Source organism: Lentzea sp. NPDC059081, from assembly GCF_042738015.1.
GTDB lineage: Bacteria > Actinomycetota > Actinomycetes > Mycobacteriales > Pseudonocardiaceae > Lentzea.
Genome location: NZ_JBHYGW010000023.1, coordinates 1 through 13,625 on the forward strand (window position 1 = coordinate 1; position 13,625 = coordinate 13,625).

General features: G+C 69.4%; 19 protein-coding genes. 15 read left to right on the plus strand and 4 right to left on the minus strand.

All coding sequences use genetic code 11. From position 1 onward, the window contains the following. Positions 1 to 12: 12 nt before the first annotated feature. From ACFWV3_RS34940 to ACFWV3_RS34950, 3 genes are read left to right on the plus strand one after another with little or no spacing between them, the layout of a single operon-like run. The gene (locus tag ACFWV3_RS34940; RefSeq protein WP_382417982.1) at positions 13 to 834 is read left to right on the plus strand and encodes an alpha/beta hydrolase; all 822 of its coding nucleotides are present in this window, start codon (positions 13 to 15) and stop codon (positions 832 to 834) included. Positions 835 to 844: 10 nt separating this feature from the next. Then, positions 845 to 1,435, plus strand: coding sequence for a TetR/AcrR family transcriptional regulator (locus ACFWV3_RS34945; protein ID WP_382417771.1), 591 nt, complete (start codon positions 845 to 847; stop codon positions 1,433 to 1,435). Between the two features lie 10 nt (positions 1,436 to 1,445). Continuing rightward, complete coding sequence (locus ACFWV3_RS34950; protein WP_382417773.1) at positions 1,446 to 1,763, plus strand: histidine triad nucleotide-binding protein; 318 nt, start codon at positions 1,446 to 1,448, stop codon at positions 1,761 to 1,763. Here the strand turns inward: ACFWV3_RS34950 and ACFWV3_RS34955 are convergent. Continuing rightward, on the minus strand, positions 1,760 to 2,542 hold the full coding sequence (locus ACFWV3_RS34955; RefSeq protein WP_382417775.1) for a GNAT family N-acetyltransferase: 783 nt from the start codon (positions 2,540 to 2,542) through the stop codon (positions 1,760 to 1,762). The genes ACFWV3_RS34950 and ACFWV3_RS34955 overlap by 4 nt on opposite strands. Before the next feature lie 14 nt (positions 2,543 to 2,556). Beyond that, positions 2,557 to 3,306, minus strand: coding sequence for a GNAT family N-acetyltransferase (locus ACFWV3_RS34960; RefSeq protein WP_382417777.1), 750 nt, complete (start codon positions 3,304 to 3,306; stop codon positions 2,557 to 2,559). 145 nt (positions 3,307 to 3,451) lie between these two features. Between ACFWV3_RS34960 and ACFWV3_RS34965 the strand changes: the two genes are divergently transcribed. The 12 genes from ACFWV3_RS34965 to ACFWV3_RS35020 all read left to right on the plus strand — a co-directional run bounded on the left by ACFWV3_RS34965 (position 3,452) and on the right by ACFWV3_RS35020 (position 12,872). Further along, the gene (locus ACFWV3_RS34965; protein ID WP_382417779.1) at positions 3,452 to 4,501 is read left to right on the plus strand and encodes a PhoH family protein; all 1,050 of its coding nucleotides are present in this window, start codon (positions 3,452 to 3,454) and stop codon (positions 4,499 to 4,501) included. 5 nt (positions 4,502 to 4,506) lie between these two features. Then, positions 4,507 to 5,067: an rRNA maturation RNase YbeY gene (gene ybeY / locus ACFWV3_RS34970; protein WP_382417781.1), complete on the plus strand. Its 561-nt coding sequence runs from the start codon at positions 4,507 to 4,509 to the stop codon at positions 5,065 to 5,067. Positions 5,068 to 5,073: 6 nt separating this feature from the next. Then, on the plus strand, positions 5,074 to 6,363 hold the full coding sequence (locus ACFWV3_RS34975) for a hemolysin family protein (protein WP_382417783.1): 1,290 nt from the start codon (positions 5,074 to 5,076) through the stop codon (positions 6,361 to 6,363). Beyond that, on the plus strand, positions 6,356 to 6,688 hold the full coding sequence (locus ACFWV3_RS34980) for a cytidine deaminase (protein WP_382417784.1): 333 nt from the start codon (positions 6,356 to 6,358) through the stop codon (positions 6,686 to 6,688). Before ACFWV3_RS34975 ends, ACFWV3_RS34980 begins: the two co-directional genes overlap by 8 nt. A 78-nt stretch (positions 6,689 to 6,766) precedes the next feature. After that, positions 6,767 to 7,717 carry a carbohydrate-binding protein gene (locus ACFWV3_RS34985; RefSeq protein WP_382417785.1) on the plus strand — a complete coding sequence of 317 codons (951 nt, stop codon included), beginning with the start codon at positions 6,767 to 6,769 and terminating at the stop codon, positions 7,715 to 7,717. A 61-nt stretch (positions 7,718 to 7,778) separates the two neighbouring features. Then, positions 7,779 to 8,675: a GTPase Era gene (gene era, locus ACFWV3_RS34990; protein WP_382417786.1), complete on the plus strand. Its 897-nt coding sequence runs from the start codon at positions 7,779 to 7,781 to the stop codon at positions 8,673 to 8,675. Between the two features lie 15 nt (positions 8,676 to 8,690). Next, positions 8,691 to 9,443: a DNA repair protein RecO gene (recO, locus tag ACFWV3_RS34995; RefSeq protein ID WP_382417788.1), complete on the plus strand. Its 753-nt coding sequence runs from the start codon at positions 8,691 to 8,693 to the stop codon at positions 9,441 to 9,443. Positions 9,444 to 9,489: 46 nt separating this feature from the next. After that, positions 9,490 to 10,314: an isoprenyl transferase gene (locus ACFWV3_RS35000; protein ID WP_382417790.1), complete on the plus strand. Its 825-nt coding sequence runs from the start codon at positions 9,490 to 9,492 to the stop codon at positions 10,312 to 10,314. Continuing rightward, a complete protein-coding gene (locus ACFWV3_RS35005; protein WP_330850762.1) occupies positions 10,311 to 10,712 on the plus strand; it encodes a YbjN domain-containing protein in 402 nt (133 codons plus the stop codon). The genes ACFWV3_RS35000 and ACFWV3_RS35005 overlap by 4 nt, the downstream gene beginning before the upstream one ends. 23 nt (positions 10,713 to 10,735) lie before the next feature. Then, positions 10,736 to 11,164: a hypothetical protein gene (locus ACFWV3_RS35010; protein ID WP_382417792.1), complete on the plus strand. Its 429-nt coding sequence runs from the start codon at positions 10,736 to 10,738 to the stop codon at positions 11,162 to 11,164. Further along, on the plus strand, positions 11,161 to 12,171 hold the full coding sequence (locus ACFWV3_RS35015; RefSeq protein WP_382417794.1) for a permease: 1,011 nt from the start codon (positions 11,161 to 11,163) through the stop codon (positions 12,169 to 12,171). Before ACFWV3_RS35010 ends, ACFWV3_RS35015 begins: the two co-directional genes overlap by 4 nt. Beyond that, a complete protein-coding gene (locus tag ACFWV3_RS35020) occupies positions 12,168 to 12,872 on the plus strand; it encodes a TIGR03943 family putative permease subunit (protein WP_382417796.1) in 705 nt (234 codons plus the stop codon). Before ACFWV3_RS35015 ends, ACFWV3_RS35020 begins: the two co-directional genes overlap by 4 nt. 3 nt (positions 12,873 to 12,875) lie before the next feature. Here the strand turns inward: ACFWV3_RS35020 and ACFWV3_RS35025 are convergent, their stop codons facing one another. Next, positions 12,876 to 13,274: a Fur family transcriptional regulator gene (locus tag ACFWV3_RS35025; protein ID WP_191304953.1), complete on the minus strand. Its 399-nt coding sequence runs from the start codon at positions 13,272 to 13,274 to the stop codon at positions 12,876 to 12,878. Next, positions 13,271 to 13,621 carry an ArsR/SmtB family transcription factor gene (locus tag ACFWV3_RS35030; protein ID WP_382417798.1) on the minus strand — a complete coding sequence of 117 codons (351 nt, stop codon included), beginning with the start codon at positions 13,619 to 13,621 and terminating at the stop codon, positions 13,271 to 13,273. The genes ACFWV3_RS35025 and ACFWV3_RS35030 overlap by 4 nt, the downstream gene beginning before the upstream one ends. Positions 13,622 to 13,625: the final 4 nt, after the last annotated feature.

Genomic DNA, 13,625 nt, shown 5'->3' on the forward strand with positions numbered 1-13,625 from the left:
TCCCACAAGATCATGCGACTTAGACACTCACATGATCAACGAGCGCCGTGCCCGCCTTGCGTCCAGGTGAAACGACTTTGCCGAAGCCCTGCCCCTGACTGGGAACCCCTGCGTTTCAACGTACTCAGGGGGTCTGACAACGGCGCGGAGCTGTTTTTCACGTACTTTCTGCGTGTGCAGCGAATTGCTTACGGTGACCATGCCAGCCAGTTCGGGGAGCTTTCTGTTCCCGCCGGCGACACGCTCGGTGCTGTTGTCGTCATTCACGGTGGTTTTTGGCATCAGCGGTACGGGCTGGAGCTCGGGCGGCCGTTGGCCGAGGTGTTGGTGGCCGACGGGTTCGCTGTGTGGAACATCGAGTACCGGCGCATTGGCGGGGGCGGTGGGGGATGGCCGCAGACCGGGGAGGACGTGCTCGCGGCCATCGAGGCCGTCGACCTCGGGCCCGTGGTGACGCTCGGGCACAGCGCCGGTGGCCATCTCGCTGTGTGGGCGGCCAAGCACAGTGCGCGAGTGGTCGGAGCTGTGGCCCAGGCGGCGGTGCTCGACTTCGGCCGGCACATAACCGCGCGGGCGTTGGAGCTGTGTGCCGAGGAGCAGTTCGCGGAGGCGTCGCCGCGGGCGTTGGTGCCCATCGGGAAGCCCGTGGTCTGTGTGCACGGGGATCGGGACGAGGACGTTCCGGTGGAGCAGAGCATCGGGTTCTGCGCCGTGGAGCCGCAGGCGGAGCTCGTGGTGGTGGAGGGGGCCGGGCACATGGACGTGATCACGCCCGGCACCGAGGCCTGGGAGCGGTGCCGCTCGGCCGTCGGGCGGCTTGCGCGCGAGTGCTAGAAATGGTCGGGTGCCGAAGGTTGTCGACCATGAGGAACGTCGTCGCGAGCTCGCCGAGGCCGTGTGGCGCATCGTGCGGCGCGACGGGATCGACCACGCGTCCGTGCGGGCCGTCGCGGCCGAGTCCGGGTGGTCGAGCGGGTCGCTGCGCCACTACTTCCCCACGCAGGACGCGTTGCTCGGGTTCGCGATGGAGCTCGCGTACCGGAGGTTCCTGGCACGGCTGGAGAAGATCGACACCTCGGCCGGCAACCAGGCGCTGCTGAGGGCGTTCGCGCACGAGCTGCTGGCGCTGGACGAGGAACGACGGCTTGAGGCGGCCGTGCTGTTGTCGTTCCTGCCGCGGGCGATGGTCGAGCCGTCGTTGCACGACCTCGAGCGCTACGGCACGCGCGAGCTGTACGGCGAGGTCGCGCGGGTTCTCGTTGCGGCGCAGGAAGCAGGTGAGCTGCGCGAAGGCGTCGCGCCCCAGAAGGCGGCACGGCGGCTCATCGTGCTGATCGACGGGCTCAACATCCACCACGGGCTCGGGCCCGCCGACGTGACGACCGGCGAGATGATCGAGGCCGTCGACGAGCAGCTGGACGCCTTCTTCGCCTAACGTCGGGGACATGTCCTGTTTGTTCTGCCGGATCGTCGACGGTGAGATCCCCGCGACGGTCGTGCACGAGACCAAGACGACGCTCGCGTTCCGCGACATCCAGCCCAAGGCGCCCGTGCACGTGCTGCTCATCCCGCGCGAGCACGTGCCGAACGCCGTCGACCTGGACGGCGACCAGCTCGGCGACCTCTTCGCCGCCGCGAAGGAGGTCGCCGAGGCCGAGGGCGTGGCGGAGAGCGGGTACCGGCTGCTCTTCAACACCGGCCCGGACAGCGGGCAGGAGGTCTTCCACGCCCACCTGCACCTGCTCGGCGGGCACAGGCTCTAACCGAGGGCCTGCAGCAACGGCGCGTGGTAGCGGGTGCGGTCACCGGGCAGCCGGTCGGCGTTGCGGACCATCCACGTGGGCGTGCCCCACGACTCCATGCCGTGCTTCTGCACGAACGCCACCACCTCAGGGTCGTGCACGTCCACGCGCACACGGCCGTTGCCGACGGCGGAGTCCGCTATCAGTGCACACGCGTCGGCCGGCGTGTCCGCGATGACCGGGCCGATCAGCATCAGGTCGTCCGCGACGCGCCACGACCCCGCGACGCCGCTGTCGGACACCCGCACCGACCCCGTGGCGAGCAGCGACTCCCACAGGAACGGGCGGGTGATGCCGGTGACCTTGGCGTCGAGTGCGACGAGGTCGTCGAGGTCGGCCCGCGTCGCGATATGCGATATATCGGATATCGGTCCGGTGAACACGCCTGCGCGGATGTCGGTGAAACCGACGGCGGTGAAGCCCAGCTGCTCGTACAGCGGACGACCCATCGACGTCGCGAACAACGTCGACACGCCCGTATCCAATACATGGGATACCAGTCGGCGGCCCAGCCCCTGGCGGGCGACGCGTTCGGCGACGAGCACCATGCTGATCGACGCCAGCTCCGGGTAGCGCGTCACGATCGTCGTGCCGACGAGCTCGTCGTCGTCGAACAGCCCCCAGCCCTCGCCGTGCGTGAGCAGGAGCTCCCACTTCTTCTCCTCGCGCGACCACGACCGGCTTTCCGCCAGGTCGGAGCACGCCGCGCGGTCGTCGACGGTCAGCCGGCGCAGTTCCACGGTTCCCCCAGTGATCATCCGAGTGCGTGCGAGGCGGGTGCGAAGTAACGCGAGCGGTCGCCCGGCACGTCGTCGGCGCCGCGCACCATCAACGTGCAGCCGCCGCTGCGCTTCTCGAAGCCCCGGTCCAGCAGGTAGGCACCGACCTCGATGTTGTCGGTGTCCACCCGGACCTGCCCGGCGCCGGCCGCGACGTCCGCGATCAGCGCGCAAGCGATTGCCACCGAGGGCGCGATCAACGGGCCGACCGTGAACCCCTCGGGGTTCGGGCGCGTGGCGATCACGCCGGCGTCCGTCGTCCGCACGGTGTACGGCGAGGCCGGGTCGAGCAGGCGTCGCCACAGCGACGGCCGGGTGTAGCCGCTCACCTCGTGGTCGAGCGCGGCCAGCGAGCCGGCGTCGGCAGGCGTGGCCTCACGCGACACGCCGGACGCCGAACCGGGGAACACGCCGTGGTAGTCGGTCGTGGCCCCGACGGGGTGAAAGCCCAGCCTGGCGTACAGGGGCTCGCCCATGGTCGTCGCGTACAACGCGGACGGACTGATATCCAATATATTGGTCATCAGGCGGGTGCCGATGCCCCTGCGGCCGGCCCACGACGCGACCAGCACGCCGCTGATCGCCTGTATCTCCGGGTACGGCGTCGTCAGCGCCGTGCCGAGCAGCCCGGACGAATCGAACGCGCCCCACCCCGGTCCCAGCTCGAGCATCAGCTCCCACTGCGCGGGCGTCCACGCCCAACCGCGGTCCGTGATGAGCTTCATGCACTCGGGTACGTCGTCGACACCAAGCCTGCGGATCTCCACAACCGGTGAGCACACACGGTGAGCAATCCGGTAGCCACTCATTTTCGGCCGGACTAGCATCGACGCCACCAGATCCGAGCGACAGGAAGCAGGCCGGGGCCACGTGGCCGAAGAAACACAGCAGAGCGGCAAGGAAGGTCAGTCCCGGTTCGCCGTGCCCGATGGTGCGGTGCTCAGCCTGCTGGGGTCGCGCGACGAGAACCTCCGGCTCGTGGAGGAACTGCTCGACGCCGACGTGCACGTGCGCGGGAACGAGATCACCCTGTCCGGCGACCCCGCCGACGTGGCCTTCGCCGAACGAGTCTTCACCGAGCTCGTCACGCTCGCGAGCCGCGGCCAGTCGATCGACCAGCACGCCGTCCGCCGCGTCGTGACGATGCTGAGCGCGAACGAGGCCGAGTCGCCAGCCGAGGTGCTGAGCCTGGACATCGTGAGCCGCCGCGGCCGCACGATCCGGCCGAAGACGCTGAACCAGAAGCACTACGTCGACGCGATCGACAAGAACACCGTCGTGTTCGGCATCGGCCCCGCCGGCACCGGCAAGACCTACCTCGCCATGGCCAAGGCCGTGCAGGCCCTGCAGGCCAAGCAGGTCAACCGGATCATCCTCACCCGCCCGGCCGTCGAGGCGGGCGAGCGGCTCGGCTTCCTGCCGGGCACGCTGAACGACAAGATCGACCCGTACCTGCGCCCGTTGTACGACGCGCTGCACGACATGATCGACCCGGAGTCGATCCCGCGCCTCATGCAGGCGGGCACGATCGAGGTAGCGCCACTCGCATATATGCGTGGTAGAACGCTTAATGACGCGTTCATCATCCTCGACGAGGCGCAGAACACGACTCCCGAGCAGATGAAGATGTTCCTCACGCGCCTGGGCTTCGGCTCCAAGGTCGTCGTGACCGGCGACATCACCCAGGTCGACCTGCCCGGCGGGCAGCGCAGCGGGCTGCGGGTCGTCAAGGACATCCTCGAAGGCGTCGAGGACGTGCACTTCTCGGTGCTGACCAGCGGGGACGTGGTGCGTCACCGGTTGGTCGGCGACATCGTCGACGCGTACGAGAAGTGGCAGGTCCAGCAGGACGTCCTGGACCAGAACGGTGCCCATCACGGACCCGGTGCACGCCGGGGGAACCAGCGCCGGGGACGATAGGCGCCGTGAGCATCGAGATCGCCAACGAGTCGGGCGTCGGAGTCGACGAGGGTTCCATCGTCTCCGCCGCCCGCTTCGCGCTGGACCGCATGGGCGTGAGCCCGCTGGCCGAGCTGTCCGTCCTGCTCGTCGAGCTGGACGTGATGGCGGACCTGCACGAGCGCTGGATGGACCTGCCCGGTCCCACGGACGTCATGGCCTTCCCCATGGACGAGCTGGACTCCGCGCGCCGGCCCGACGCGGCGGGCCTCGGTCCGGCGTTGCTCGGGGACATCGTGCTGTGCCCGGCGTTCGCCAAGGACCAAGCCAAGAAGGCCGGTCACGGCCTGCTGGACGAGCTGCACCTGCTGACCGTGCACGGTGTGCTGCACCTGCTGGGCTACGACCACGCCGAGCCCGCCGAGGAACGCGAGATGTTCACGTTGCAGAACCGCATCCTCGCGGACTTCCGCAACGCGCGGGACGAGGCGGAACGGGCGGCGTTGCAGCGCAGCTCGGACGACAAGGTGCTCGGTGCCGTCGGCCTGGACGAGCAGAGGCCTCTGCAGCACCCCGAAGAAGACTGACGCCCTATGAGCGCGAACCCTGCCAGTGTGATCGTGCTGGCCGTACTGCTCGTGCTTGCCGCCGGTGTCTTCGCGTGTGTGGACGCCGCGCTTGGCACCGTGTCCCGCGCACGGGTGGAGGCACTGCAACGGCAAGGACGTTGGGGCACCGGGCAGTTGCTGCAGGTGCTCAACGACCGGCCGCGGCACGTCAACCTGTTGCTGCTGCTGCGACTGGCGTGCGAGATGTCGGCGGCCGTGCTGGTCACGACGGTGTTCCTCGACTACGTGGAACAGGACTGGATCGCGGTCCTGTACTCGTGCCTGAGCATGCTCATCGTGTCGTACGTGCTCGTCGGCGTCGGACCGCGCACCATCGGCCGTCAGCACCCGTACGCCGTGAGCCTGTTCGCCGCCGGCACCGTCCGGCAGCTCGGGCGCGTGCTCGGGCCGCTGTCCAAGCTGCTGATCCTCGTCGGTAACGCCATCACGCCCGGCAAGGGCTTCCGCGAGGGCCCGTTCAGCTCCGAGGTCGAGCTGCGCGAGCTCGTCGACATGGCGCAGGAACGCGGCGTCGTGGACGAGGGCGAGCGCGAGATGATCCACTCCGTGTTCGAGCTGGGCGACACCATCGCCCGCGAGATCATGGTGCCGCGCACCGAGATCGTGTGGATCGAGCAGGCCAAGTCGCTGCGGCAGGCGCTGGCGCTGTCATTGCGCACCGGCTACACCCGCGTCCCGGTGATCGGGGAGAGCGTCGACGACGTGCTCGGCGTGGTGAACCTCAAGGACCTCATGCGGGCCACGCTCGCCGAGGACGAGGACCCGAAGACCGTCTCCGACCTCATGCGCCCGACGAGCTTCATCCCCGACTCGAAGCCGATCGCGGACCTGCTGCGCGAGATGCAGCTGTCCCGCAAGCACATGGCGATCGTCGTCGACGAGTACGGCGGCACGGCCGGTCTGCTCACGATCGAGGACATCCTGGAGGAGATCGTCGGCGAGATCACCGACGAGTCCGACACGGACGACCGGCCGCCGGTCGAGCACCTCGACGACGGCGCGGTGCGGGTCAGCGCGCGCCTGCCGGTCGACGACCTGGACGCGTTGTTCGGCACCGAGCTCGACGACCACGAGGTCGAGACCGTCGGCGGCCTGCTCGCGCAACGGCTCGGGCGCGTCCCGCTGCCCGGCACGGAGGCCGAGATCGCGGGCCTGCGCATGCGTGCGGAGGGCGGCAAGGACGAACGCGGCCGCATCCGCGTCACGACCGTGCTCGTGCGTCCCGTGCAGAAGGAGACCGAGGAAGATGAGTGACCTGGACCCCGAGGACGCGAAGCTCGTCACGCTGGCGAGGTCCGTCCGTGCGCGCAACGGCGCCGCGGAGGGTGCGGCGGTGCGTGACCTCGACGGCCGGACGTACAACGCGTCGACCGTCGCGTTGCCGTCGCTGAAGCTCACCGCGCTGCAGGCGGCGGTGGCGGCGGCGGTGTCGAGCGGTGCCGAGGGTTTGGAGGCCGCGGTCGTCGTGACCGATTCTCCCGCCATCGACGACGATTCGGTCAAAGCGGTCCGCGATCTGACCGCGAATGGTCCCGTATTCCGTGCGACCCAAAATGGGGAAATCGCAGAAGTGATCTGATTGCGCGATTGACCGCGTGTTCAATTCCGCCCTGGGTTCGGTCGCGGGGAGAAATTCGCGACCAACCAGGGGTGGGTCATGAAAAAGCTCAGATCTGTTCTCGTCGTGCTGTCCTTGTTGTTCGCCGGAGCCGTGGCCGTCGCGCCGGCGCAGGCCGGGACCGAGGTCAGGGCCGGTGCCGCCACCGACCCGCTGACCGGCATGGTCGTCGGCCACGAACGTGGTGTCACCACGCAGGCCTGGTCCGACTGGGAGTCGCTGGGCGGCTACCTGATCTCGTCGCCGGCCGTCGCGTCGTGGTCCGGCGGAAGGCTCGACGTGTTCGCCCTCGGCAGCGACCACGCGCTCTGGCACAAGTGGTTCGACGGTGGCTGGTCGGGCTGGGAGTCGCTCGGCGGTTATTTGACCTCCGCGCCCGCCGCCGTTTCGTGGAGTGGCGGAAGAATTGACGTGTTCGGCCGCGGAACCGACAACTCGCTGCTCCACAAATGGTTCGACGGCGCGTGGTCAGGCTGGGAGTCCCTGGGTGGCGTTTTGACCTCGGCTCCCGGTGTCTCCTCGTGGGGTGGCGGCCGGCTGGACGTGTTCGTGCGGGGCACGGACAACGCGATGCACCACAAGTGGTTCGACGGTGGCTGGTCCGGCTGGGAGTCCCTCGGCGGCTCGCTGACCACCTACCCGGCCGCGGAGTCGTGGGGCTTCGGCCGCATCGACGTGTTCGCCGGCGGCAGCGGTTTCGAGCTCGGCCACAAGTGGTTCGACGGCGGCTGGTCGGGCTGGGAGTCGCTCGGCGGCACGCTCACCTCGGGACCGGGCGTGTCCTCGTGGGGCTTCGGCAGGCTCGACGTGTTCGTGCGGGGCACGGACAACGCGATGCACCACAAGTGGTTCGACGGCGGGTGGTCCGGCTGGGAGTCGCTCGGCGGTGGCCTGATCACCGGTCCGGGCGCGGTGTCGTCGGGCTTCGCCCGCATCGACACGTTCGTCATCGGCACCGACAACGCGCTCTACCACAAGTGGTTCCAGTGATCAGGTAGCAGATTCCGGGACCGGCGACAACTCCCTTGCCGGTCCCAGGGACAATGGACGGATGGATGGTTACCGCTCCGGGTTCGCGTGTTTCGTCGGACGCCCGAACGCAGGGAAGTCGACGCTGACGAACGCGCTGGTGGGCACGAAGGTCGCCATCACGTCCAGCAAGCCGCAGACCACCCGCCACACGATCCGCGGCATCGTGCACCGCGAGGACGGCCAGCTCGTGCTCGTCGACACGCCCGGCCTGCACCGGCCGCGCACGCTGCTCGGCCAGCGGCTGAACGACCTGGTGCGCGAGACGTGGTCGGAGGTCGACGTCGTCGGCTTCTGCGTGCCCGCCGACCAGAAGGTCGGTCCCGGCGACAAGTTCATCGCCGCCGAGCTCGAGAAGGTCGCCAAGCGCACGCCCGTGGTCGGCATCGTCACCAAGACCGACCTGGTGTCGCAGCAGCAGGTGATGGAGCAGCTGCTCGCGTTGCAGAAGGTCATGGAGTTCGCCGAGATCATCCCGGTGTCCGCGGTGGACGGGTTCCAGGTCGACAAGTTGAGCGACCTGCTGCTGCAGAAGCTCCCCGAGGGCCCGCAGCTGTTCCCGGACGGCGACCTGACCGACGAGCCGGAGCAGACGCTGGTCGCGGAGCTGATCCGCGAGGCCGCGCTGGAAGGCGTGCGCGACGAGCTGCCGCACTCCATCGCCGTGGTGGTGGAGGAGATGATGCCGCGCGAGGGCCGCGACGACCTGATGGACATCCACGCGTTCGTGTTCGTGGAGCGGCCGTCGCAGAAGGCGATCATCCTCGGGCACCGGGGCGAGCGGCTCAAGCAGGTCGGCACGAACGCGCGCAAGCAGATCGAGGCGCTGCTCGGCACCCGCGTGTACCTGGACCTGCACATCAAGATCGCCAAGGACTGGCAGCGCGATCCCAAGCAGCTGCGCCGCCTGGGGTTCTAGATGGCGGGGGCGTAGATGGCCAACCTGTACCGCGACACCGGCATCGTGCTCCGCGTGCAGAAGCTCGGCGAGGCGGACCGGATCATCACGTTCCTCACCCAGCGGCACGGCAAGCTCCGCGCCGTGGCCAAGGGCGTGCGCAAGACGTCGTCCAAGTTCGGCGCCCGGCTGGAGCCGTTCTGCCACGTCGACGCGCAGTTCCACCCCGGCAGGACGCTCGACATCATCACGCAGGTGCAGACGCTGGACGCGTTCGGCGTGGGCATCGTCAACGACTACCAGCGCTACACGGCGGCGTGCGCGATCGTCGAGACCGCTGACCGGCTCACGGCCGAAGAGGGCGAACCGGCCGTGCGGCTCTATCTGCTCGTGGCCGGCGCGTTGAGGGCGTTGGCCGCGGGCGACCGCGACCCGTCGTTGCTGCTGGACGCCTATCTGATGCGTGCGATGGCGTTCGCCGGATGGGCGCCCGCGATCAACGAGTGCGCGAAGTGCGGCGATCCCGGTCCGCACCGGGCGTTCAGCGTCCAGGCCGGTGGCTCGTGCTGCGCGAACTGCCGCCCGCCCGGTTCGGCGTCGCCCTCGCAGGACACGCTGGCGTTGCTCTCGGCGTTGCTGCACGGCCAGTGGCACCTGGTCGACGAGATCCCGCACCTGGCCCGCCGGGACGCGAGTGGCCTGGTCGCGGCACACCTGCAGTGGCACCTCGAACGGCAGCTGCGGTCGTTGCCTTTGGTCGAGCGGAAGGCGCAGCCGGCGGACGGCTAGTCTGGCGCCTACCGACAACGGTTTTCGCGAGAGGAAGCCTGGTTTCATGCTGCGTCGTCGCCGCTCCGAGCGGGAGAAGCGCGTCCCGCGCCCACCGGAGCCGCATTCCTCCGGTGCGACGCCGCCGGACATCCCCGCCGATCTGGTGCCGAAGCACATCGCGATCGTGATGGACGGCAACGGCCGCTGGGCCAACCAGCGCGGGCTGTCGCGGGTCGAGGGCCACAAGCGCGGTGAGCAGGTCGTCCTCGACGTCGCCAAGGGCTCCATCGAGCTCGGCGTCAAGTGGCTCTCGCTCTACGCCTTCTCCACCGAGAACTGGAAGCGCAGCCCCGAGGAGGTGCGCTTCCTGATGAACTTCAACCGCGACGTGATCGCGCGCCGCACCGACGAGCTCGACGAGATGGGTGTCCGCATCCACTGGGCGGGCCGTTCGCCGCGGCTGTGGGGCAGCGTCATCAAGCAGCTGCAGGAGGCCGAGGTCCGCACGGCCGAGAACGACGTGCTGAACCTCGTCATGTGCGTGAACTACGGCGGCCGCGCGGAGATCGGCGACGCCGCCCGCGAGGTCGCGCGGCTGGTCGCCGCCGGGAAGATCAACCCGGACAAGGTCGACGAGCGCACGCTCGCGAAGCACATGTACAAGCCCGACATGCCGGACGTCGACCTGTTCATCAGGCCGTCGGGCGAGCAGCGCATCTCGAACTTCCTGCTGTGGCAGTCCGCGTACGCCGAGATGGTGTTCCAGGACATCCTGTGGCCGGACTTCGACCGCCGCGACCTGTGGCGCGCCTGCGAGAAGTTCGCCGGCCGCGACCGGCGCTTCGGCGGTGCCGTCGACAAGCCGGACGAGGAGGTGGTGTCGTCGTGAACGCGAGCGGTGAGGCCCTGGAGGCCGCGCGCAAGGCGCTGGAGCTGTTCCACGACGTGTCGGTGGACGACGACGGCGCGTTGAGCTTCCGCCACGGCGACGTGCCGTGCGCGGTGCAGGGCATGGAGCTGGCCGAAGGGCTGACCGTGCTCTCGCTGACCGTCGTGGTCGCGTGGGACCTGCCCGGCGACGCGGCCGCGTGGGTCGCCGAACGCGCCGGTCAGGGCCTGTTCGGCACCCTCGGTGTCATCCAGTCCGAACGAGGTGGCACGGACGTGATGCTGCGGTACGCCTTCCCGGCGGACGGCCTCAAGCCCGAGCCGTTGAGCACGCTGCTGATGCTGGTCGTGTCGACCGCGTCGCAGGTGCGCGGCGAGCTCCTCTCCCGGTTTTCTTGAGAAAGGACCCTTCCATGGGTGGCGTGATCATTTACGAGCCGGAAGAGGACTCGGACGTCAACGAGTTCCCGTGGACCGTCACGTTCGAGCCGTCGGGCGGTGACGACTGGGACTCGTTCATCTGCGGTCCCTACGAGCGCGACCACGCCGTGGCGCTGGCCGAGGCCGTGGCGCTGGACGACGCCGAGGGAGGCGTGCTGGCCATCGTGAAGCCGATGCTGCCCGCGCTGTCGGCCGAGGACGTGAGCGCCACGATCGAGGAGCTGCGCGAAGCCGCCCTCGAGGAGGAGGCCGAGGCCGAGGAGACGGTCAACGGCACCCCCGTCGACTTCGACGACGACGAGGACCTCGAGGAGGAAGAGGCCGAGTTCGCCGAGCCGCCCTCGCCCGAGGAGATCCGCGAGGGCATGGCCCGCCAGTACCGCCGGCTCCTGGACCTGGACGCGGAATGACGATCACCGGCGAGATCCGATCGTCGAAGCGGCGCTCCGGCCCGCCTCGGCTGAAGATCACGTCGTTGGAGGTGCTGTGCGGGATCCTCGTTCTCGCACTGCTCTTCCAGTCCCGGCTCGTCGACCTGCTGGACGTGCCGAAGCTGCGCACGGCCTCGACGGTGTTCGTGGCGATCTGCGTGCAGGCCATGCCGTTCCTGGTGCTGGGCGTGCTGATCTCCGGCGCCATCGCGGCGTTCGTGCCCGCTTCGGCACTGCGGAAGCTGCTGCCGTCGAAGACCGCGCTCGCCGTGCCCGTGGCGGGTGTCGCGGGCGTGGCGCTGCCGGGCTGCGAGTGCGCCTCGGTGCCGGTGGCCCGCAGGTTGATGCAACAGGGCGTCGCGCCGGCCGTCGCGTTGACGTTCCTGCTGGCTGCGCCCGCGGTGAACCCGATCGTGCTGGTCTCGACGGCGGTGGCGTTCAACGACACCCCGATGATGGTCGTCGCGCGGTTCGTGGGGTCGCTGCTGACCGCGATGGTCATGGGCTGGCTGTGGGTGCGCTTCGGCAAGGTGGAGTGGATCGCCGAACGGGCGCTGGCACGCCTCGGTGACCACTCCGGCCGCAACAAGTGGGCCGTGTTCGCCGAGAGCGCCCGCCACGACCTCGTCGACGCGGGCGGGTTCCTGGTGCTGGGCGGGCTGTTCGCGGCGGCGTTCAAGACGTTCGTGCCGGTCGCGTGGATGCAGACGCTCGGCGGTCAGATCGTGCTCGGCGTGATCGTGATGGCGCTGCTGGCCGTGATCCTGGCGCTGTGCTCGGAGGCCGACGCGTTCGTCGCGGTCGCGTTCTCCGCGCTGCCCCTGCTGCCGCGCCTCGTGTTCCTCGTCGTCGGCCCTGCCGTCGACGTGAAGCTGATCGCGCTGCAGGCCGGTGCGTTCGGCAAGTCGTTCGCCTTCCGCTTCGCGCCCGCCACCTTCGTGGTGGCGATCCTGTGCGCCGTGGTGACGGGAGTGGTGCTGCTGTGAGGCGGGAAACCCAGAACATCCTGCTCGTCCTGCTCGGCGGGGCGCTGCTGAAAATCAGCTTCTCCGGGCTCTACCTGCGCTACGTGCAGAAGAGCCTGCTGCCGCTGCTGATCGCCGCCGGCGTGGTGATGATCGGGCTGGCGCTGTTCGCGATCATCACGGACATCCGGCGTGGCAAGGCCGCCGCTGCCGACGACCACGGCCACTCGCACTCGTCGCGGTCGACCTGGCTGATGCTGCTGCCGGTGATGGCGGTGTTCCTGATCTCGCCGCCCGCGCTGGGTGGCGACGTCGTCAACTCCGCCGCCGACACGAACCAGACGCAGCGGGCCCGCAACCTGCTGGGCGACCTGCCGTCCGGCGACGTGATCCCGTTGTCCATGACGGAGTTCGTGACGCGCACGGCGTGGGACGAGTCGGGGACGCTGGACGGCCGCCGCGTGAAGCTGACCGGGTTCCTGCTGCGCGCCGACGGCGGCACGTTCGCCGCCCGGCTCGCGATCTCCTGCTGCGCCGCGGACGCCCGCCCGTTGAAGGTGCGGCTGACCGGGGACGTGCCGTCGCTGCCCGACGAGCAGTGGGTCGAGGTGACCGGTCAGGTCGTGCCGAAGTCGGCCAGCGAGAAGAACTCGTGGGTGCCGACCTTCACCGTGGAGTCGTTCAACCCCGTGGCCGAACCGGTCGAGCCCTACGAGAGCTGAGCCCTACTTCAGCCCCTTGGCCGTGCACTCCGCGCACGTGCCGAAGATCTCGACGGTGTGGCTGACCTGTGAGAAGCCGTTCTCAGCGGCGACGCGGTCAGCCCACTTCTCGACCGCGGGACCCTCCACCTCGACCGTGCGGCCGCAGTGGCGGCACACCAGGTGATGGTGGTGGTGCGCCGAGCAGCGGCGGTAGATCGCCTCGCCGGAGTCGGTGCGCAGGACGTCGACCTGGCCCGCGTCCGCGAGGGACTGCAGGGTCCGGTACACCGTGGTCAGGCCGATGCCCTCGCCGCGGCGGCGCAGCTCCTCGTGCAGCTCCTGGGCGCTGCGGAAGTCGTCGAGCTGGTCGAGCAGGTTCGACACCGCGGTGCGCTGCTTGGTGGACCTCAGTCCGGTCACAACTTCTCCTCGACGTGCGTCACAGCGTCCACCACGATGTGCGCCAGGTGTTCGTCCACCAGCCGGTACACGACCTCGCGGCCGTGTCTTTCCCCGTGCACCACGCCCGCCGACTTCAGCACGCGCAGATGCTGGCTGATCAGCGGCTGGGCCACGCCCAGCGCCTCGACCAGCTCGTGCACGCAGCGGTCGTGCTCGCGCAGCTGCAGCACGATGGCGATGCGCACCGGCGCGGCGAGCGCGCGCAGCAGGTCACCGGCCTCGGTGAGCGTGTGCGCGGCGTGCCGCGGCGCGGGTGCGGGTGCCGCGCGTTCGGGGGAGTGCTCGCCGTGCAGCTGAGCGGTCATGGCG

Bases quoted from the DNA above. Each gene is read 5' to 3' on its own strand.
- ACFWV3_RS34940 (WP_382417982.1), top strand. From the start codon at position 13: ATGCGACTTAGACACTCACATGATCAACGAGCGCCGTGCCCGCCTTGC.
- ACFWV3_RS34950 (WP_382417773.1), top strand. From the start codon at position 1,446: ATGTCCTGTTTGTTCTGCCGGATCGTCGACGGTGAGATCCCCGCGACG.
- ACFWV3_RS34960 (WP_382417777.1), bottom strand. From the start codon at position 3,306: ATGAAGCTCATCACGGACCGCGGTTGGGCGTGGACGCCCGCGCAGTGG.
- ACFWV3_RS34975 (WP_382417783.1), top strand. From the start codon at position 5,074: ATGAGCGCGAACCCTGCCAGTGTGATCGTGCTGGCCGTACTGCTCGTG.
- ACFWV3_RS34980 (WP_382417784.1), top strand. From the start codon at position 6,356: ATGAGTGACCTGGACCCCGAGGACGCGAAGCTCGTCACGCTGGCGAGG.
- ACFWV3_RS34985 (WP_382417785.1), top strand. From the start codon at position 6,767: ATGAAAAAGCTCAGATCTGTTCTCGTCGTGCTGTCCTTGTTGTTCGCC.
- era (WP_382417786.1), top strand. From the start codon at position 7,779: ATGGATGGTTACCGCTCCGGGTTCGCGTGTTTCGTCGGACGCCCGAAC.
- recO (WP_382417788.1), top strand. From the start codon at position 8,691: ATGGCCAACCTGTACCGCGACACCGGCATCGTGCTCCGCGTGCAGAAG.
- ACFWV3_RS35000 (WP_382417790.1), top strand. From the start codon at position 9,490: ATGCTGCGTCGTCGCCGCTCCGAGCGGGAGAAGCGCGTCCCGCGCCCA.
- ACFWV3_RS35015 (WP_382417794.1), top strand. From the start codon at position 11,161: ATGACGATCACCGGCGAGATCCGATCGTCGAAGCGGCGCTCCGGCCCG.
- ACFWV3_RS35030 (WP_382417798.1), bottom strand. From the start codon at position 13,621: ATGACCGCTCAGCTGCACGGCGAGCACTCCCCCGAACGCGCGGCACCC.